This is a genomic window from Pontibacillus marinus BH030004 = DSM 16465 (assembly GCF_000425225.1).
Taxonomy (GTDB): domain Bacteria; phylum Bacillota; class Bacilli; order Bacillales; family BH030062; genus Pontibacillus; species Pontibacillus marinus.
The window spans coordinates 58,319-77,884 of record NZ_AULJ01000013.1 but is presented as its reverse complement, the minus strand read 5'-3'; the positions used below and the strand labels follow the sequence as shown (position 1 = coordinate 77,884).

At 37.7% G+C, this 19,566-nt stretch carries 16 protein-coding genes; 4 read left to right on the top strand and 12 right to left on the bottom strand.

From position 1 onward, the window contains the following. The 3 genes from H514_RS0103475 to H514_RS0103465 form a co-directional block, all read right to left on the bottom strand. Complete coding sequence (locus tag H514_RS0103475) at positions 1–1,638, bottom strand: AMP-binding protein (RefSeq protein ID WP_027445694.1); 1,638 nt, start codon at positions 1,636–1,638, stop codon at positions 1–3. Positions 1,639–1,693: 55 nt separating this feature from the next. Next, positions 1,694–2,836: an acyl-CoA dehydrogenase gene (locus H514_RS0103470; protein ID WP_027445693.1), complete on the bottom strand. Its 1,143-nt coding sequence runs from the start codon at positions 2,834–2,836 to the stop codon at positions 1,694–1,696. Between the two features lie 68 nt (positions 2,837–2,904). Beyond that, on the bottom strand, positions 2,905–3,534 hold the full coding sequence (locus H514_RS0103465; RefSeq protein WP_027445692.1) for a TetR/AcrR family transcriptional regulator: 630 nt from the start codon (positions 3,532–3,534) through the stop codon (positions 2,905–2,907). A 276-nt stretch (positions 3,535–3,810) separates the two neighbouring features. Here H514_RS0103465 and H514_RS0103460 point away from each other — a divergent pair, with 276 nt between their 5' ends. Next, a complete protein-coding gene (locus H514_RS0103460) occupies positions 3,811–4,764 on the top strand; it encodes a nucleoside hydrolase (protein WP_027445691.1) in 954 nt (317 codons plus the stop codon). Between the two features lie 113 nt (positions 4,765–4,877). Here H514_RS0103460 and parC read toward each other — a convergent pair whose 3' ends face one another. From parC to H514_RS0103430, 6 genes are all read right to left on the bottom strand, one after another. Next, complete coding sequence (gene parC, locus H514_RS0103455; protein ID WP_027445690.1) at positions 4,878–7,340, bottom strand: DNA topoisomerase IV subunit A; 2,463 nt, start codon at positions 7,338–7,340, stop codon at positions 4,878–4,880. A 15-nt stretch (positions 7,341–7,355) separates the two neighbouring features. Further along, complete coding sequence (gene parE / locus H514_RS0103450) at positions 7,356–9,308, bottom strand: DNA topoisomerase IV subunit B (protein WP_027445689.1); 1,953 nt, start codon at positions 9,306–9,308, stop codon at positions 7,356–7,358. A 276-nt stretch (positions 9,309–9,584) separates the two neighbouring features. Continuing rightward, complete coding sequence (locus tag H514_RS0103445) at positions 9,585–10,004, bottom strand: CoA-binding protein (protein WP_027445688.1); 420 nt, start codon at positions 10,002–10,004, stop codon at positions 9,585–9,587. Between the two features lie 13 nt (positions 10,005–10,017). Further along, positions 10,018–11,568: an ABC transporter permease/substrate-binding protein gene (locus tag H514_RS0103440; protein WP_027445687.1), complete on the bottom strand. Its 1,551-nt coding sequence runs from the start codon at positions 11,566–11,568 to the stop codon at positions 10,018–10,020. Next, a complete protein-coding gene (locus H514_RS0103435; RefSeq protein ID WP_027445686.1) occupies positions 11,565–12,632 on the bottom strand; it encodes an ABC transporter ATP-binding protein in 1,068 nt (355 codons plus the stop codon). Before H514_RS0103435 ends, H514_RS0103440 begins: the two co-directional genes overlap by 4 nt. A gap of 117 nt (positions 12,633–12,749) precedes the next feature. Beyond that, positions 12,750–14,492 (bottom strand): glycosyl hydrolase family 18 protein, encoded by a 1,743-nt coding sequence (locus H514_RS0103430; protein WP_027445685.1) that lies wholly within the window; start codon positions 14,490–14,492, stop codon positions 12,750–12,752. A 144-nt stretch (positions 14,493–14,636) separates the two neighbouring features. On the opposite strand from H514_RS0103430, the gene plsY reads away from it, so the two are divergent. After that, a complete protein-coding gene (gene plsY / locus H514_RS0103425; protein ID WP_027445684.1) occupies positions 14,637–15,218 on the top strand; it encodes a glycerol-3-phosphate 1-O-acyltransferase PlsY in 582 nt (193 codons plus the stop codon). 229 nt (positions 15,219–15,447) lie between these two features. On the opposite strand, the gene H514_RS0103420 is transcribed toward plsY, so the two are convergent. Continuing rightward, positions 15,448–15,648 carry a hypothetical protein gene (locus tag H514_RS0103420; protein ID WP_027445683.1) on the bottom strand — a complete coding sequence of 67 codons (201 nt, stop codon included), beginning with the start codon at positions 15,646–15,648 and terminating at the stop codon, positions 15,448–15,450. Between the two features lie 269 nt (positions 15,649–15,917). On the opposite strand from H514_RS0103420, the gene folE2 reads away from it, so the two are divergent. After that, positions 15,918–16,844, top strand: coding sequence for a GTP cyclohydrolase FolE2 (gene folE2, locus H514_RS0103415; RefSeq protein ID WP_027445682.1), 927 nt, complete (start codon positions 15,918–15,920; stop codon positions 16,842–16,844). An 18-nt stretch (positions 16,845–16,862) separates the two neighbouring features. After that, entirely contained in the window at positions 16,863–17,105 is a 243-nt protein-coding gene (yidD, locus tag H514_RS0103410; RefSeq protein WP_027445681.1) for a membrane protein insertion efficiency factor YidD, read from the top strand. A gap of 11 nt (positions 17,106–17,116) precedes the next feature. Here yidD and H514_RS0103405 read toward each other — a convergent pair whose 3' ends face one another. Further along, entirely contained in the window at positions 17,117–18,280 is a 1,164-nt protein-coding gene (locus H514_RS0103405) for an ABC transporter permease (RefSeq protein ID WP_027445680.1), read from the bottom strand. Then, complete coding sequence (locus H514_RS0103400) at positions 18,277–19,566, bottom strand: ABC transporter permease (protein WP_027445679.1); 1,290 nt, start codon at positions 19,564–19,566, stop codon at positions 18,277–18,279. The genes H514_RS0103405 and H514_RS0103400 overlap by 4 nt, the downstream gene beginning before the upstream one ends.

Sequence of the window (19,566 nt, the reverse complement as noted above, 5' to 3'; positions counted from 1 at the left end):
TTATTTCGATTGAATCGTATTTTTTGCATCTTCTCGTAATTTGAACTTCTGGATTTTCCCACTAGCTGTCATTGGGTACTCATCCGTAAACCGAATATAGCGTGGAATCTTGTGATGAGATATTTGTCCTTTACAAAATGCAAAAACATCTTCCTCTGTTATTGAAGACGTATCTTTTGGAATGATCCAAGCCATGAGCTCTTCCCCGTACTTTTCATCTGGGACTCCTACGACTTGAACATCCAAAATATCCTCATGCTGATACAAAAACTCTTCTACTTCGCGTGGATAGATATTTTCCCCTCCACGAATAACCATATCTTTCATACGACCTGTGATTTCAATATAACCTTGTTCATCCATCATTGCGATGTCACCTGTATGAAGCCACCCTTCTTCATCAATGGCTGTGTAAGTAGCTTCTTTATTTTTATAATAGCCTTCCATTACAAGATAACCTCTTGTACAAAGCTCACCTGGATCACCCGTAGGTACTTCTTCATTTGTAGCAGGGTCAATGACTTTCACCTCTACATTTGGATGGGCTTTACCTACTGAGCTAACACGTAGCTCAATTGGATCATCTGTTCTTGTTTGGGTAATAACTGGTGAAGATTCAGTCTGTCCATAGGCAATAGTGATCTCCTCAGCACCCATTTTATCTATGACGTTTTTCATAACCTCCATCGGGCAAGTAGAACCCGCCATGATTCCTGTTCGCAGATGAGGATACCCATTTTCTTTGAACTCAGGATGATTTAGTTCTGCAATAAACATGGTAGGTACACCATGCAGTCCTGTGCAGTTTTCTTGTTCAACTGCATGAAGGACTTTCCCAGGATCAAACTGTTCAAGTATGACCATCGTTGCCCCTTTGGAAACTGCAGCCATCGTACCTAATACACATCCGAAACAATGGAAGAATGGAACTGGAATACATAAGCGATCTTCGTTTGTAAGCTCCATACAATCAGCAACCTGATTTCCATTATTAACAATGTTGTAATGGGATAGCATGACTCCCTTAGGAAACCCTGTTGTACCAGAAGTATATTGCATATTAATAACGTCTTTATAATTAAGTTCTTGATGACGTTGTTTTAGCTGATCATCACTTATTGATTCACCTTGATTGATGACCTCTTGCCAGGAATACATATTTTCATATTCCTCGTCGCTCAATACGATAATATTTTTTAAATATGGTAGATTTTGAACCTCAAGTTTCCCTTTACTATGGGAGTCAATCTCTGGACAAACTTCACGCAGAACCTCAATGTAAGAGGTTTGTTTAAAACTTTCGGCTAAAATTAACGTTGTAGCATCAGATTGCTTTAATAGATACTCAAGTTCTTTTGCCTGATAGTTGGTATTCACTGTGACCAATACGGCCCCCATTTTCCCTGTTGCAAATTGAGAGATAAGCCATTCAGGTTTGTTATCTGACCAAATCGCTACATGCTCTCCTTTTTCAATTCCTAAAGCCATAAATCCTTTTGCAGCTTCATTTACCATGTCATCAAATTCCTGATACGTCTTACGTAACCCTAGTTCTGGATAGACAAACGCTTCTTGATCTGGATATAAACGCACTTTCTCTTCCAATAACTCTCCAACGGTTAACTGTAACAGTGACATCGGCACCCTCCTAAGGAATCTTATAAAATGGACTTTTAACTAACGAGAAAAAATTCTAGCAACCTAGTTGGCGGCTAATCACAAGGCGTTGAATTTCTGACGTACCCTCACCAATTTCAAGTAGTTTAGCATCTCTAAGGTAACGCTCAACTTCATATTCACGCATGTATCCATACCCACCATGAATTTGAATTGCTTGGTTCGCCGAACGGAAAGCGGTTTCAGATGCGAATAACTTTGCATAAGCAGATTCTTTAGAGAAATTCTTTCCTTGGTCTTTTAACCATGCAGCTTTAAGTACCATATTACGAGCAAGTTCGACTTCCATTGCCATATCTGCAAGCTTAAACTGGATAGCCTGGAAATTTGAAATCGATTTACCAAATTGCTTACGTTCTTTCGCATAAGCAAGTGCTTTATCAAGAGATGCTTGAGCAATACCAACGGCTAGCGCGCCAATTGAGATACGTCCACCATCTAATGTGTAAAGGAACTGATTAAAGCCTTTTTTCTCGTCCCCTAAAATATTCTCTTTTGGTACCCGAACATCCTCCAATATAATTTCACAAGTATTCGATGCACGTACACCCATCTTGTCATAATTACTGTTTATGGTGAGTCCTGGAGTATCCTTAGGCACGATAAATGCTGAGATAATATTTTTACCTTTTTCATTTTTTCCTGTTACTGCTGTCACTGTAATGGAACGGGAGTATTCTGCATTTGTGATCCAGCACTTTTCACCATTAATGACGTATTCGTCTCCGTCAAGAACGGCTTTCGTTTGAGTTCCCCCTGCATCAGAGCCAGCGTTTGGTTCTGTTAAACCGAATGCAGCCAGCCCTTCACCTTTTGCCAGTGGAACTAGCCATTCTTGTTTTTGTTCCTCAGTACCAAAGTAGTAAATAGGACTAGAACCTAATGAAACAGCGGCTGCATAACTAAGCCCTGTACCACCACAAACGCGACCTATTTCCTCAACAGCGAGTGCGTAAGTTACGGTGTCACCACCAGAGCCACCATATTCCTCTGGGAACGGAATACCTAAAAGTCCTAATTTACCCATCTCATCGAAAATATCCTTTGGAAATTCAGAGTTAATATCCATTTCTACAGCACGCGGAGCAATCTTCTCCTGAGCAAAATCTCTTACCATCTTTCTTGTCATTTCTTGTTCCTTAGTTAAAGAAAAATCCATATCGTTTCTCTCCTTTATATTGTAGATACCGACTGGTTGGTCGGTGCTAACCAAATAAAAAATACTTCTTAACTATTCATTTTTGTTTGAAGAAAGAAATCAGTATAACGATCTTGTTGTAAGGTTTCTCCAGTAAGGACAGAATGAAGAATTAAATCAACAAAAACATGAGAGATTTCCTCGATATCTTTCTCTCCATTTTTCCGATACCATTTATACGTCCAGTTCACCATGCCTAGAACAGCCATACCTGTAATTTCGACTGGTAGTATGGAACGAAATTCTCCTTTGTCTTGCCCTTCTTGTAGTACTTCAAATATGTTTTGTTTAAATTGATCTCGTTTCTTCTTAATCAGTTCTTCATAGTCAGGCTTTAGATATGTGCTTTCTTGATAGAATACAGAAATGTGTGGTTTGTATAAGTCAAATACTTTTACAAAGGATTCTATGATGGCTTGTAGTTTCTCAGTTGGATTGTTGTAGGTTTGTTTTGCTTGATTGGCTTTCTCTAATACATATGTAATAAACGTATCATGTATCACATATAAGAGTTCATCTTTAGAGTGAAAATAGTGATAAAAACCTCCTTTAGATGCTCCACAGTGTTCTACAATTTGATTAATTGATACACCATGGTATCCGTGTTTCTCAAATAACTCTAAGGATGATTGAATGATTCGTTCTTTTAGATCAGTCATACATCATCTCCTCATTATGTGACAGCGCTTTCACCAATTTGTAAATAATTTTATCATAAATTTCTGAAAATACAAATGATTCATAGAAATATAGATTTATTGGATCATAGGCTGTAGGATTTAATCTTTTTGTTCTTTTTTTAATTTATATTCGGAGTTGCTACTAAGTTTTAGTGAGAACATAGGTTTATTTTAGTAATTTGAGCAGCATATGTATATTGGAAAAGAAATGTAAATAGACTAAGAGCATATGTCTTTGGTTAAAGGAGATTGTGTATGCCTAAAAAGGTGTTGTTTTTTGGAGACTTTGGGGTGGATGATGTATTTGCTTTACTCTACGCAAATTTCAAGGAAGAAATTGAGGTTTTAGGTGTAGTGACAGGTTATGGGAATATTCCGAGAAAAAATGCTGAACAAAACGCATTATTCCTTCGTGCGCTGACACAAGCTGAAGGGAAACTTGCCATTATTCAAGGAGCTTATCACCCTTATACTGGAGTATATCCTGAATACTTCCCTCAGATTCATGGGGAATACGGTCTTGGTCCTTGGGAACCTGATACACAGTCCATTAAAGACTTTACCATCGACAGTAACGAAAAAGCAATTGATTTAATCTTAGAAAATAAAAATGATATAACCATCGTTAATGTTGGTCGATTATCTTCATTAGCAACTCTCTTTGTTATCTATCCTGATGTTAGTGATCTTGTGAACGATATCTTTATTATGGGTGGTGCCTTTTTTTATCCTGGTAATGTAACGCCTGTTGCTGAGGCAAATATATACGGAGATCCCTATGCAGCTAATCTTGTACTTACATTAGCAGACAACGTTAAGTTATTCCCTTTAAATGTTACGAACCAAGCATTGTTTACAAGATCTATGATTGAATATATGGGTGAAAACTGTAAAAACGAAGCGATAGGGAACATTTTATCACCTATGTTTGAATATTATTTTGCTTTTTATCAGAAAAAATCTTCTGTCCCTATAAAGGGTGTACCCATTCATGATTTACTCCCCTTTTGGGCTATGATCAATGGGAATAAAGTTGTTTATCAAAAAGCTCCTTTAAAAGTAGTAACAGATGAAGGAGTTGCATTCGGACAAAGTATTGCAGATTTTCGTCAACTTAAAGAAAAAGAAGATTACCCAATACACAGCATTGCGAATCAATTCGATTATTCTGCTTATGCACAAGATGTAATAGATACGTTTTCTTGTTAAAGCTTTTTAATATGAAGTACGAATAGTATTCCTGACAAAAACCAAGCCCAGAGCATAATGTAGAGCCCTGGGCTTTTCATAGTTGCAACACCATTTTAGTTTACATAATAATATTATTGTTGCTCTTCGGCTTGTCCATCATCAAACACTTTCTCATAATCTTTCGCCTTCCAAACCTTTATGACTTCACCAGTTTCATCCGTATCAATCACAAACGATCCATTACTGTACCGATCGCTAGGTTTCAGCTTTAGTGGCATAAATTCATCAACTGTACCATTATCTGTTTCAAAATAAAGTATATCTTCATCATGAACAATTTCTATGCCTGCGACACTATGAGGATTTCGTTTTAACTCTCTGAGCATGACTACGCCTTTCTTCGCTCGAGTAGATTTCTCAAACTCTTTCAGCTTCATTCGTTTGACCGCTCCACGCTGTGTAATTAACACAATGGATGGGTCAGTTAAATCACCAAATACTTTTCCGCCTACGATCCATTCATCATCTTTCAACTGCATAGCTTTTACTCCAGCAGCTCGCTGACCAATCGGTTTAACTTCAGATTCGTGATACCACAATCCATACCCCTTATTAGAAGCAAGGAACACATCACAGTGGCCATCAGTTAAATGAACATCAACCAATTCGTCTTCTCCCTTAAGGTTTATACCTACTAGAGGCTTAGAATAACGTTGAGCTTGATATAAGCCTAATTCGCTTCGTTTAATCATACCGTTTTTCGTAACAAACATGAGGAACTTCTCTTCAGAGAAATCGCGAATTGGAATAGCACGTATGAGATGCTCATCTTTATCGATTGTTATGATATTTGCCACATGCTGTCCGAGGTCTTTCCAACGGATATCTGGCAACTCGTGAACAGGTAAGAATAAGTAATTCCCTTTATTCGTGAATAAAAGAAGCGTATCTGTTGTATTGATTTCAAATAAGCCTAATAAATGGTCTCCCTCTTTCATTGCGAAGTCAGCACCACTTGAAGCTGCATATGAACGAAGACTCGTTCGTTTTGTGTACCCTTCCTTCGTAACCGAAACCAATACATCTTCACTAGGTACTGTAACCTCTAGATTAATCTTAAGCTCTTCCACCTTCTCTTCAACCTTCGTTTTACGAGGTGTTGAGTACTGTTTCTTAATTGAGCGAAGGTCTTTTTTGATTACATTTAAAAGTTTATTTTCGTTATTTAAGATGGTTTCAAGCTCCTCAATTTTCTGCTTTAACTCTCCAGACTCTTTTTCAAGAGATGTAATGTCTGTGTTCGTTAAACGATACAATTGAAGATTTACAATGGCTTCTGCTTGAGCTTCTGTAAAGTCAAATGCGTTCATGATTTGTTTCTTCGCATCTTGCTTATCTTTAGAAGCTCGGATTGTAGAAATAACATCATCTAAGATAGATATGGCTTTCATAAGACCTTCAACAATATGCGCACGTTCTTTTGCTTTACGTAAGTCATACTGGGATTGACGTGTGACAACTTCACGCTGGTGTGAAATATAAGAATCTAAAATAGATTGTAGACTTAACAGCTTAGGTGTCTTATCTTGTATGGCTACCATATTGAAGTTGTAATTAATCTGTAAGTCTGTAGCTTTGTATAAGAAGTTTAGCACGCCTTCACTATCAGCATTTTTCTTAAGCTCAACCACGATTCGAAGGCCTGTGCGATCTGTCTCATCACGCACTTCTGCAATACCTTCTACTTTTTTATCTAAGCGTAACTCATCCATTTTCTTTACGAGTGTCGCTTTATTAACTTCAAATGGAATCTCGTCAATCACTATTTGCTGGCGATTCCCTTTTATATCTTCAATTGCGGCACGTGCACGAACAAATATTTTACCTTTTCCTGTTTCATAAGCTTGCTTAATTCCTTCGACACCTTGAATAATGCCGCCCGTTGGAAAATCGGGTCCTTTAATTGCTGTCATTAAGTCATCAACCGTTACATTAGGCTTATCAATTTTCATGATGACAGCATCAATGACTTCCTCAAGGTTATGAGGTGGAATTTCAGTAGCATAACCTGCAGAAATACCTGTAGACCCGTTCACTAAGAGATTTGGAAACTTTGCGGGAAGTACTACAGGTTCTTGGATCGTATCATCAAAGTTTGGAATGAAATCTACGGTCTCTTTATCAATATCTCGTAGTAATTGTGATGAAATACTCGATAGTCTTGCTTCAGTATAACGCATGGCAGCCGGGGGATCTCCATCGACACTACCATTGTTTCCGTGCATTTCTACTAAACCATTACGTACCTTCCAATCCTGACTTAGCCGGACCATGGCATCATATACAGATGTATCACCGTGGGGGTGATAGTTACCAATAACCGTACCAACAGTCTTAGCAGATTTACGGTAAGGTTTATCATGTGTGTTTCGTTCCTGATCCATTGCATAAAGAATTCTGCGTTGTACAGGTTTAAGACCGTCTCTTACATCAGGAAGAGCACGGTCTTGAATAATATATTTACTATAACGTCCAAAACGATCGCCTAATACTTCTTCTAAAGGCAGATCCATATATTTTTCTGTTTCAGCCAAAAGTATATCCCCCTCTTACGATTGTAGCTTGTCGTTCTCTAGTATATTTGTTTGTTCCTCAAGTCCAAAGGCAACATGAGATTCAATCCACTTACGTCGTGGCTCAACTTTACCTCCCATAAGGGTAGTCACTCTTCGCTCTGCTTGCGCCATATCATCAACTGTCACACGAATCAATGTACGCGTTTCTGGGCTCATCGTGGTCTCCCAAAGTTGTTCGGCGTTCATCTCACCTAAACCTTTGTAGCGTTGAATGGTATAACCATTCTTAAACTCCTTCAGAATTTCCTGAAGCTCATCTTCTTCCCACGCATACTTGATTTGTTCTTTTTTGCCTTTCCCTTTTGAAACTTTATAAAGCGGTGGTAATGCAATATAAACTTTTCCTTCTTTAATTAGTTCTTGCATATATCTATAAAAGAACGTTAATAAAAGAACTTGAATGTGAGCCCCATCCGTATCCGCATCAGTCATGATAACGATCTTATCGTATTGTACATCTTCTAAATTGAAATCTGCACCAACTCCAGCTCCAATTGTATGAATGATTGTTGAGATTTCTTCATTCTTCAAAATATCTTGAAGCTTTGCTTTTTCAGTATTAATAACCTTACCTCGGAGTGGTAGTACAGCTTGGAAACGTCGGTCTCTTCCTTGTTTAGCTGATCCTCCTGCTGAGTCACCCTCGACAAGATATAATTCATTCTTTTGCGGGTTTTTGGATTGTGCAGGAGTTAACTTCCCGCTAAGCATCGTTTCTTTTCGTTTCTTTTTCTTGCCTGATCGTGCATCTTCACGTGCTTTTCTTGCTGCTTCACGTGCTTCTTTCGCTTTAATCGCTTTTTTAATGAGCATTGTTGCTGAATCAGGGTTCTCTTCTAAGAAATAAGAGAGTTTTTCAGAAACGATTGAATCTACTGCTGAACGTGCTTCAGATGTACCTAATTTACTTTTCGTTTGACCTTCAAACTGGAGCTTTTCCTCTGGAATTCGAACGGACACAACAGCCGTGAATCCCTCTCGTATATCATTTCCATCAAGGTTTTTATCTTTCTCTTTTAACAACCCTGTTTTACGCGCATGGTCATTGAAGCTTCTCGTAATAGCGGTTTTAGCACCTGATTCGTGTGTACCTCCATCTTTTGTTCGTACGTTGTTTACGAACGAAAGCATACTCTCAGCGTAGCCATCGTTAAATTGGAAAGCAAAGTCTACTTCAATGTTCTCAACTTCTCCTTCAAAAGCAACTACAGGATGAAGCGTATCTTTTTCTTCGTTCAAATAAGAAACAAATGATTCCAGCCCATCTGGATACTTATAGCTCTCTTCCATGTCATGACGCTTATCAACTAGTACAATTTCCAGTCCTTTTAGTAAGAAAGCCGCTTCACGTAAACGTTCCGATAAGGTTTCAAAATGATATGTTGTGGTAGAGAACATTTCTGGATCTGGTTTGAATTGAATTAATGTTCCACTTTTTCTCGTATTTCCTTTTCGTTCTAACGAAGTTACAGGCTTACCGCCTTTTTCAAAACGTTGATAGTAGGTTTGACCATCGCGATAAATGGTAACCTCTAACCATTCTGATAGAGCATTTACTACAGAAGCACCTACACCGTGTAGACCACCAGATGTTTTATATCCACCTTGTCCAAATTTACCTCCTGCGTGGAGCACGGTTAGTATGACTTCAGGGGTGGGTTTTCCTGAGCTATGCATCCCTGTAGGCATACCACGTCCTTCATCACGTACAGAAATACTGTGATCTTTATGTATTGTTACTGTTATACGCTCGCCGAAGCCAGCCAATGCTTCATCTACTGCGTTATCTACTATTTCATAAACGAGGTGATGTAAGCCACGATGATCTGTACTACCTATGTACATACCAGGTCGTTTACGTACAGCTTCTAACCCCTCTAAAACTTGAATTGAATCATCATTGTATTGTGTCGAATTCGTAACCAATCTATTTGTACTCCTTTCAATGCCCTTTTTACAATAATAGAACGAATGTTCGTTTTTGTAAATAAGAGCTCCTCCCTTGAGCCTGTATCTTATTTTAGCCTTTTTTTGTCCATTCGCAAATAGGTAAGTTGAAAGCAGCTTATGAAAGGCCTATTTGCATTGAATAACAATAAGGTATTTCCTACACAGTTATTCACGCATCAATATCCTATTATAACTTATACATCAAATAAAAAAATCCCTGCCTTGACAGGGATTTCTTTAACAATTGATTCTCTAAACACCTAATGTAGCAGAATGAACGACTTTAATACAAGTATCCATAATCGTTGTTACACCACGTTGAGTTAAATATTCGTAAGCATCCTCATGCTCTACTCCAAGTTGAGCCCAGAAAGCTTTCGGATCTACTTCGAATGCTTCTTTTGCAATTTCAGGTAAAAATTCAGAGCGACGGAACACATTCACGATATCAATCTGCTCTTCTATTTGATCAAGAGAATCAACAGCTTTAACCCCAAGAGACTCTTCAATTGTTGGGTTAACAGGGATAATCTTATATCCCGCTTCCTGCATCGCTTTTGAAACTTGATAGGATGTACGTGACGGATTATCGGATAATCCTACAACGGCAATTGTTTTTGCATCCAATAAAATTTCCTTCATTTCTTGTTTGCCTGGATTTTTGATTCCCATTACGTATCCTCCTTTAGTCAATCAAACCTTGCTCCTGCAAATAATTTTTCGCAACATCTTCAGGGTCTTTGTTTTGGAAATCAACCTTGTGATTCATTTCCTGCATTTGTTTCTTGGTTATTTTACCACCAAGTTGATTTAAAATGCTCTCTAACTCAGGATATTTTTCTAATGTTTCCTGACGCATTAATGGAGCGCCTTGATATGGAGGGAATAGATTTTTCGGATCATCAAGTACTTTCAAGTTATATTCGATCATATAACCAGCTGTAGCATATGCATCAATAACATCTACTTCCCCACTCGTGATCGCTTTTTGACGAACACCAGGTTCCATGGATTTCACATTAGCTAAATCTAAATTATAGAGCTTTTGCATACCTTTATACCCGTCCTCACGATCAATAAACTCAAGTGTAAATCCAGCTGTAACTTGATTTTCAATATTTTTCAGATCACCAATTGATTTCAGGTTATTTTCTTCAGCAAAATCTTGTTGCACAGCTACTGCATACGTGTTGTTAAACTGCATCGGTTCAAGGAATGCCATGTTAAATTGTTGCTGCATTCCTTCTTTCGCTTGCTGATACACTTCATTTCGCTTATTACTGTTTGCTTGTTGTTCTAAAAGGGTTACAAGAGCAGTACCTGTAAATTCAGGATAGATATCAATATCTCCCACTTTCAATGCATTGAACACAAACGCTGTCTTACCAAACCGAGGCTTCAACTCAACATTTAGATCTGTTTCTTCCTCAATAAGAAGTTTGTACATATTGATTAAAATCTCAGGCTCTGCACCAAGCTTAGCTCCTATCACAAGGTCTGTCTCTTGTACTTCTTCTTCCCCTTGTGTATCAATTACAAATGGGGTTGCAACGATCAGGGCCGCAATAATGATGAAAATAAGCAAGGATTTAAATCCTGATTTTGCACGTTCTGCTACTTTTTCAAATCCTCGGAGAATCACATCTAAGAAAATAGCTAATAAAGCAGCTGGTATAGCTCCTAGTAAAATCAGGTTCACCTCTGCACCTCGATTAATTCCTAAAAGAATTAAGTTACCTAATCCACCAGCACCGATTAGTGCCGCAATTGTAGCAGTACCCACAATTAATACCATAGAAGTACGAATACCCGCTATGATTACTGGCATTGCTATTGGTAGTTCTATACGAGATAAACGTCTTAATGAGCTCATTCCCATTCCTTCAGCTGCTTCCTTTAAAGCAGGATCTACTTCTTTGATCCCCGTGTAGGTGTTACGGAGGATTGGAAGTAATGCATAGAGAGTAAGAGCGATAATGGCATTGTCTGTTCCTGTACCAATGGCTGGTATCGGTATTAAAAAAGCTAAAATCGCTAAACTTGGAATGGTTTGTAATACAGCTGTTACACCAATGATGGGCTCTGCCAATCGTTTGGTACGTGTAAGGGCAAGCCCAAGTGGTACAGCGATAAGAATAGCAAGTAAAAGGGCAATTAAAGATAACTGCAAATGCTCCCAAATTAACTGCATTAATTCCTCTTGTCGACTTTCGAAAACGGACATGAATTGACTCATTGTTGAATCACCCCGTTTTCCATCGTGGTTTGCTTCTGAAGGTACTGAACAATGTCTTTATAAGATAACGTTCCAATAAACTTATTCTCTTTTACAACAGGAAGTACGGATACACCTTGTGCTTCGAATTCTTCTGTTGCTTTTCTAAGGTGCATTCCATTTGGAAGTGCTCTTAGATCTAATTTCTTTCCATTTTGTATAGCACCTTTATAATCATTCTTAGAATCTACAATCATATAAAGCGTTGAATCCTCGCTATTCAAGGTATTCACTTCTGACTCTTGAATAGCATTCGATTGACTTCTGTCTGCCATAACATCGACAGCAGTTTGCCATGGAGATTTTCGTTCACCCACGAAGCTTTTTACAAAGTCTGTTTGCGGATTAAGAATAAGCTCTTGTGGAGTTGATAACTGCTCAATCTTGCCATCCTTCATTAAGCAAACCCGATCTCCTAACGCAAGTGCTTCATCAATATCGTGTGTTACAAATACTATGGTTTTCTGGATTTCTTGTTGTAATTGCTGGATATCTTGTTGCAGCTGTTCGCGGCTAATTGGATCAAGCGCTGAAAAGGGCTCGTCCATTAGTATAATGTCCGGATCTGCAGCTAAAGCACGGATTACTCCAACACGCTGTTGCTGACCTCCAGATAATTCGCTCGGCTTACGTTTTTTATATGTACCAGGTTCTAAACCAACCATATCCATAAGCTCTTCGATACGTTTAGAGAGCTTATTTTTCTTCCACTTTTTCATTTCTGGAACGATCGCGATGTTTTCTTCAATCGTCATGTGTGGAAATAAAGCAATTTCTTGAAGTACATATCCGATATTCCACCTAAGTTCATCGATTTTATATTCTCTAATATCTTTATCGTTAATGATGATGTTCCCTGATGTAGGTTCGATGAGGCGATTAATCATTTTCATGGACGTTGTTTTCCCGCAGCCACTAGGTCCAATAAGCGTAAGCAGTTCCCCTTTATTTACTGTTAAATCGATATCTTTAACAGCTTCTGTTCCGTCAGGGAAAGTCTTGCTTACCGACTGAAATTCTATCATGGTTTACCTCCTTGAATGTCTTGCGCTTCAATTCCGACCAAATTGATCAGTGAAGCTTAACTATTATGATATAAAAAATAGGCATAGATGCATAGCATCTTGCCTATTTCAGTGTGCTCATTCTGATTTTTGTACAATTTTTCTATGCGAAAGCTCTTGATCGAGCGTTTTCCAAGCCTCATCATCAGCGAAATATTTGCTCCAAGTTGCTATCCCGGCTAATTGGAATTGATGTACGAGTTGTGCTCGTTTTGCTAATGAAGTTTCATTTTCGAGCCACATTTTATAGGTGATCGGTTTATCTGGTACTTGATATTCTACATAATCTTGCCCAGTACTCTTATCATATTGAGGTTCTAAGTCTCGTTCTTTCATCCACTTTTCCGCTTCTTCCATAGTAAATGATTCAGAACTTACCTTTTCACCATTTTCCCCCTGTTCAATTTTCCATAGTCTTGTATATAACGGCACTCCTAAAATGAGACGATCATGAGGTACAACTTGTAGCAACTGATTTAAATTCCGCTTCACCCACGGCAAACTACTTACACTACCAGCAACTTGAGAACTACTCCAATGCTCATCATAAGCCATAACCATGAGATAATCTACAGCATCTGCTAGCTCTTTACGCTCATAAAATTTAGACCACATCGCACTCTCTGAAATGAATGTAATATCCATCGAAACAACTAACCCTGCTTCATGGGCGAGAGGAGTTAGTTCTCGTGCAAATTGGGTTAGCTTTGGGCCATCTTGTTCATACACATTTTCAAAATCAAGATTTAACCCATCCAAGTTATAGATTTCAGCATATTGGAGTAATTGTTTAATCATCTTTTGACGAGATTCGTAGGTTGATAGAGCTTTTTGAGTCCAATCAGGTTCAAACGCATTCGAGAATAGCGCCCAAACTCTGTATCCTTTTTCATGAGCTTGTTCAACATAGGGTTTAGATGCAATATTGCGAATATCACCTTCCCCATTTTGCAACTCAAACCATGTAGGAGATAATACTTTCACACCTTCAAGATCAGGTTGTGATGTTGGGTTAGCACTTGCTTGGTAAATCCCATCCCAAGTCACATGGACAGGCCATTCTATGCTTGGCTTAAATGGTATTTTGTTGGCCTGGACTTCTGCCTTAATTCGATCTGTACCGTTAAGCTGAACCACAGATTTTTTTAAATAACCCGCAACACCATTCTCTGTCCGAACTTTAAAATACTCCTTGGTGTCCTCCTCGATAAATAACTCAACACCTTCTGATATTTCTGCCACATAAGGTGACGTTAATGTTGGAGCGGTTCGCATTCTTCTTAAATCCTCATCTTCAGTGGCTCTCATTGTTGCCTTTTGAAGAATTTGATCGTGCTCAAGAATTTGAATAGATTTTGTATCTTTGAAATGACGTATTTCTATTGGATATACCTTTTGAAGCCACTCACTAGCTAAGTAAAGGCTACCATTTTCCTGTTTAAGCGCAGGAAATGAAAGCTTCTGCTCGCTATTATTTATATAGTAGTTTAATGAATCACTTGGCATCTGATAAACCTTTTGATCCGTGGTAATGATAACGGATGATGAATCTTCATCAAATTCAATTGAAGAATCTATTTGTTGTTTGATGAAGGTATATGGTATATAAAGTTGATCTTTAAGCACCGCTTGATCATTGAATATACCCTCTTCATATATCATTGTATAGTCTTCTGTAAAGTACGGTACTTTTTCATCTGAAGGAAATGGATATACGATCCAAAACCCAATCGATGATAAAATAAACAAAAAAGCAAGTGAAAAAACTATTAGGGACGTTGTTCGATTCTTTTTCTTTTTATACACTTCTGTTCTAGCCATAGTTGTTCTCCTCCCCCTCTATTATGGTATAAAATTCTGTCAAATTTTGAAATAGTTTTTAGAAAAATTGATTTCATGTTCTTTCAATGGATGGTTTTTGATAGAATATAGAAAGCATATAGCCGAAGGTAAAGGAGTTTTTAGATGAGTTATGTAATTTTTGCACTTATTGCGTATGTTATTGGATCGATCCCGTTTGGATTGATTGTAGGAAAGCTAGGTTATAAAATTGATATTCGTGAACACGGAAGCGGAAATTTAGGTGGTACAAACACATTTCGAGTACTAGGAGTCAAAGCTGGTCTGATCGTTACAATTGGAGATATTTTAAAAGGAACTTTTGCCTCCCTGCTACCATGGTTAATGGGTCTTGATATTAACATATTAATTATCGGGATCTTTGCTGTTATCGGCCATATGTACCCAATCTTTGCGAAGTTCAAAGGTGGAAAAGCCGTTGCAACATCTGGTGGTGTAATATTAGCAGTTGAACCAGTTCTTTTTGTCATTATGCTTGCTACGTTCTTTTTAATGTTATATCTAACCAAATACGTTTCACTATCCTCAATGGTAACAGGAGTAGTTACAGTCATTTCAGCTATCATTCTGCAAAACATTGGTTTAATAATTGTTACAAGTATCCTTACATTATTTGTGATCTATCGCCATAGAACAAATATAAAACGAATTAAGGATAAAACTGAGCCGAAAATTAAATGGATGTAACAGAGTGAACGAGGAGGCTCGATCGTTCGTCCGAGGAAAGCAGCCCGTTTCCCAGCCCGCCGCACTCCATAAAAGCAACGGAACCATACGCACTTTATCTCGAAACCAAGTCTGCAACAATAGGGGGCTATAGTTAAAGAAGTCCTAACTACCATAGATAAGTTTATAGAGTAATCAATAAAATACAGCCATGAGATCCCGCTTCCCATGGCTGTTTTTTGGTTCTATATTAGTAACCGTAAGTCCAGTCGATATCTGCATCAAAAAAGCTAACTGGCCATACACGCTCTATGATTTCTCCTACACGTTCACACTTCTTAGTACGTGTAAATCCACCTTTATCTTTCATGTCATCAAATGTTTGACGATCTATATCTTCAAGCACAATTACATTTTGACGATCTGTGCTGAACAATGCTGTTCCTTTCATAGCTGTTTCTCACCTTCCCAAATCATTGTTGATGCATCTATAATATGCAACGTAAAACCTATTGCCAACCCATTTTTCCTAATTTGAAATTTTAAGATAATCGAAAACGTTTACTTTAAAGGAATTCAGAATATCCTATAAGATTTCTACAAAATCTAGATATATTCAAATAGGTGGAGTACAATGGGTAGGTATAAAAATTGAACAATAGACTAAGTATCATGTATACTTTTGAGTAGCTTTAGAAGAAGCTGAAAGGAGTCATCACTATGAATCAGACGAACATTAACGCAAATAAACAACTCCCTCCTAAACATGAGCGTCATAAAATGTTCGGTTCAGTTCCAGCCGGACCTCGCACAAAACCAGTTGAGAAGGAACAAATGGTGGATTTACAGAATACAAAGAAAGATTTCCTATTTGACTTAGACGCAGTAGGCATTACGAATGTGAAGCACCCCATTAAGATAAATAGTTCCATGAAGCCAGAAATTCAAACAACGATTGGTACATTCCGCTTCTCATCCAGTATTGGAAAAGGAAGCAAAGGAACAAATATGAGTCGTTTTACTGAACAACTTGACCAATATCACAATGAAGGTTTTGCCATTGACCTAGAAACCTTAAAACGATTCACTAAAGAACTAGCAGCTCGTCTAAAACAAAAGGATGCTGAAGTAGAAGTTACTTATCCTTGGTTTTTCGAACGTAAGGGGCCATTTTCTGATCTTGCTGGCATGAACCATGCAGATGCGACAATGAAAGTTCAATATCATGAAGATACAGGCTATGATGTAGAGGTGAGTCTCAAAGGAACAATTACTACACTTTGCCCTTGCTCGAAAGAGATCAGTGAATATTCAGCTCATAACCAACGTGGACAAGTTACCATGTCTGTAAAGCTTACTGACGATTTTGATGAAAATCAGACAGACTGGAAAGCTGCTCTTTTAGAAGCATCTGAATCGAATGCAAGCGCACGGATTCACCCGGTCCTAAAACGCCCTGATGAAAAAGCTGTTACCGAGCAAGCATATGAAAATCCACGATTTGTTGAAGATATTGTACGACTAGTGGCAGCTGATCTGTATGAACTTCCTTACGTGGAGAAATTTTATGTTTCTTGTCAAAATGAAGAGTCTATTCACCTTCATGATGCAATTGCAGAAGTTACCTACGACAAAACACAAGAGTAAATGAAGGATGAGACTACTATGAAGCATGTATTTTTATGGCTAATACGCTTTTATCAAAAAATCATATCTCCTATCAAGCCTCCTACATGCCGTTTTTATCCAACATGCTCACAATATGGAGTTGAAGCAATTCAACGCTTTGGAGCTATCAAGGGTGGCTATTTAACCATTAAACGAATACTAAAATGCCAACCATTTCACCCAGGTGGAATTGATCCTGTACCAGAAAAAAAAGAAAAGAGGAAATCACATTCATCGTGATTTCCTCTTTTTTATGTTTTTGATTGTTTTTTAAATAATAGGATTCCTATAACAATTAAGATTAGGGTCATGCCCAACAAACTGAATGACTCAGTTAAAATTGCAGTTACTCCATGATCATATAATACAAGTGATTTCAATGCATTCATGGCATGATAAATAGGGGTTATATGGGCTAACTTTAATAAAATTTCATTTGATACAATCTCAATTGGCCAATATGCGCCCCCGATCATTGCAAAACTAACAGCAACGATTGGTGTTAAAGCATTAAGTTGTTGCATGTTTTTTGAGAAGCCGCATAACAACATGCCAATCGCCATCGTAGCCATCACATAAAAGGCGAGTACAGTGAATAAAAGAGTTAAGTGATCTCCCCAATCCATATTCATAACATACTTACCAAATAAGATCAGGATGAAAATTTGGGAATACCCAACAAGAAAACTATAAATAAAATTCGCCATAAACCATTTTGTTGTAGACACAGGTGCAATCGTAATACGTGCTAAAATGTTTTTGGAGCGATCCTCTAAGATCTCTCCTAGGGTGAAAATGATCGTATAGATTGTAAAGAACAATGTAAACCCTACAAGCGCCTGGAATTGTGGGTCATATTTCACTTCCGTCTCGCTCTCAAGAGTAGATGCTTGAACAGTAACTGGTAATTCTTCTTGATAAGCATTTTGTACAAGTTGGCTTACGTTCCTTAATGAGAGATTTCCTTCTACCTCGGCTATTATCGTTTTGGATAACTGTTGTTGGTTAACTACTCGATTAACTGCCTTCATAATAGCTTGCTCAATTAATTCTAAGCTCGCACCATCTTTCGTACGATACATCACCAAATCAATTGGGCCTATACCTTGTTCTATTTTGTTTAAAGCTTTTTCATCAAAATAAATTCCGGCTTCATATCCCCCATTTACAATACCTTCTTCCATTTCACTACTAGAAACATTTTCAAGTTGTAATGTTTCCTCTTTTTTCAACTCATCTAGTAACTTTTCCTGAACAGCTACATCATGATCAAAAACTATGGAAACTTTATACTTGCTTTGGTCACCCATCATTGAAAAGAAATAGGTGAAAACGATAGGCAGTATAAGCATAATTAAATAGAGAACCCATTGTTTTCGAAATCCTTTTAACCTTCCCCATAATAGTGCTCTCATCGAAACACCTCTTTCCTTCTAAATATAATGAGGCCACTTAATACAAGGAAGATAAGACCGTTAATTAGAAGAGCTAGGATCGGTCCAAACAGCTCTGAGAAAGAGTAACCTTGCATTACATATGTAAAACCTTGTAATGCAGCTCCATTTATGACATTGTGACCAAACATCTGAATAGGTTCTGGCATCATCGAAATTGAAATAAAACTTCCACCAACCATGGCTAGAAAAGGAATAATCACACTTTGAAAGAGCTCATTTAAACGCGTTTCTTGATTCACAACTGTAATCGTAGTTAACAGAATAGATAAACAAGAAACAGATAAAGCTGTGATAACAATCATAAGCAAGAGTAAGTATATGTTTGTAAATTCCATACCAAAAACGAGTTTTTCAAACATAAATAAAAATATAATTTGCAAAAAGACTAATAGAGCAGTAGATATAAATTTCCCACCAGCCAAGTGCCAAAATGACATTCCTGTAGAACGTAATCGGTTATACGTTCCACTGCGTATTTCATCTCTTACATAAATTGCACTATATCCACCAACATACAACATGAACATGACTGCCATACCAGCTGTAAAATACTGCATACCTGATAACGACTCAATGTCACCAAATGGCTCGCGCATAACAGAAATGTTTGGCCGGTTTGTTTCATTCACCTTTTGAATGACTTCCCCCATGGAACTTGTAATCTCTTGTTGAAGCTTTGGCTCCTTCATCATAAGTGTAACCATGGTATTTTGCGCAATCACACTTTTCGACAATTGGTTTGTATAAGATTCCACGACTCCTTTAATAACTTCATTATGTAATGATTCATCAGGGTTCTGATAAAGTGTTACCTCCACTTGTTTTGAGGAAGGCTGATTCATTACATTCAAAACTTCTTGATTATAAGACTTTGGAAAAAAGATAACTGTGGAAAGTTTTCCATTCTCTAATTTTTGTAATGCCCTCTCTTTTGATAATTGTTCATAGGATATTACATCTTGCAGGTCCTCGCTTGCTAATATATTTTCAATAAAAATTTCCGCAAAATCCACGGGTGTATCTGAAGTTTCTCCAGACTGAATGTTGTTTTTAAAACTCGCGACTTCACTTTGGTTCACAACTGCGATTGGAATGGTTTCTAGCTTTGTATTGCCATTCATCATATTTCCGATTGAGAGCCCTAAGATTGCTGTTAAAATAGTTGGCATAAGGACTGTTATCATTAAGGCTTTACGATCTCTTAGCATCCTTTTTATATCTTTCCATGCGTGAGTAACAATCAT

Excerpts from the sequence above, each read along its gene's own strand:
- H514_RS0103475 (WP_027445694.1), bottom strand. The coding sequence starts at position 1,638 with ATGTCACTGTTACAGTTAACCGTTGGAGAGTTATTGGAAGAGAAAGTG.
- H514_RS0103470 (WP_027445693.1), bottom strand. The coding sequence starts at position 2,836 with ATGGATTTTTCTTTAACTAAGGAACAAGAAATGACAAGAAAGATGGTA.
- H514_RS0103465 (WP_027445692.1), bottom strand. The coding sequence starts at position 3,534 with ATGACTGATCTAAAAGAACGAATCATTCAATCATCCTTAGAGTTATTT.
- H514_RS0103460 (WP_027445691.1), top strand. The coding sequence starts at position 3,811 with ATGCCTAAAAAGGTGTTGTTTTTTGGAGACTTTGGGGTGGATGATGTA.
- H514_RS0103445 (WP_027445688.1), bottom strand. The coding sequence starts at position 10,004 with ATGGGAATCAAAAATCCAGGCAAACAAGAAATGAAGGAAATTTTATTG.
- H514_RS0103440 (WP_027445687.1), bottom strand. The coding sequence starts at position 11,568 with ATGAGTCAATTCATGTCCGTTTTCGAAAGTCGACAAGAGGAATTAATG.
- H514_RS0103435 (WP_027445686.1), bottom strand. The coding sequence starts at position 12,632 with ATGATAGAATTTCAGTCGGTAAGCAAGACTTTCCCTGACGGAACAGAA.
- H514_RS0103430 (WP_027445685.1), bottom strand. The coding sequence starts at position 14,492 with ATGGCTAGAACAGAAGTGTATAAAAAGAAAAAGAATCGAACAACGTCC.
- plsY (WP_027445684.1), top strand. The coding sequence starts at position 14,637 with ATGAGTTATGTAATTTTTGCACTTATTGCGTATGTTATTGGATCGATC.
- H514_RS0103420 (WP_027445683.1), bottom strand. The coding sequence starts at position 15,648 with ATGAAAGGAACAGCATTGTTCAGCACAGATCGTCAAAATGTAATTGTG.
- folE2 (WP_027445682.1), top strand. The coding sequence starts at position 15,918 with ATGAATCAGACGAACATTAACGCAAATAAACAACTCCCTCCTAAACAT.
- yidD (WP_027445681.1), top strand. The coding sequence starts at position 16,863 with ATGAAGCATGTATTTTTATGGCTAATACGCTTTTATCAAAAAATCATA.
- H514_RS0103405 (WP_027445680.1), bottom strand. The coding sequence starts at position 18,280 with ATGAGAGCACTATTATGGGGAAGGTTAAAAGGATTTCGAAAACAATGG.
- H514_RS0103400 (WP_027445679.1), bottom strand. The coding sequence starts at position 19,566 with ATGATTGTTACTCACGCATGGAAAGATATAAAAAGGATGCTAAGAGAT.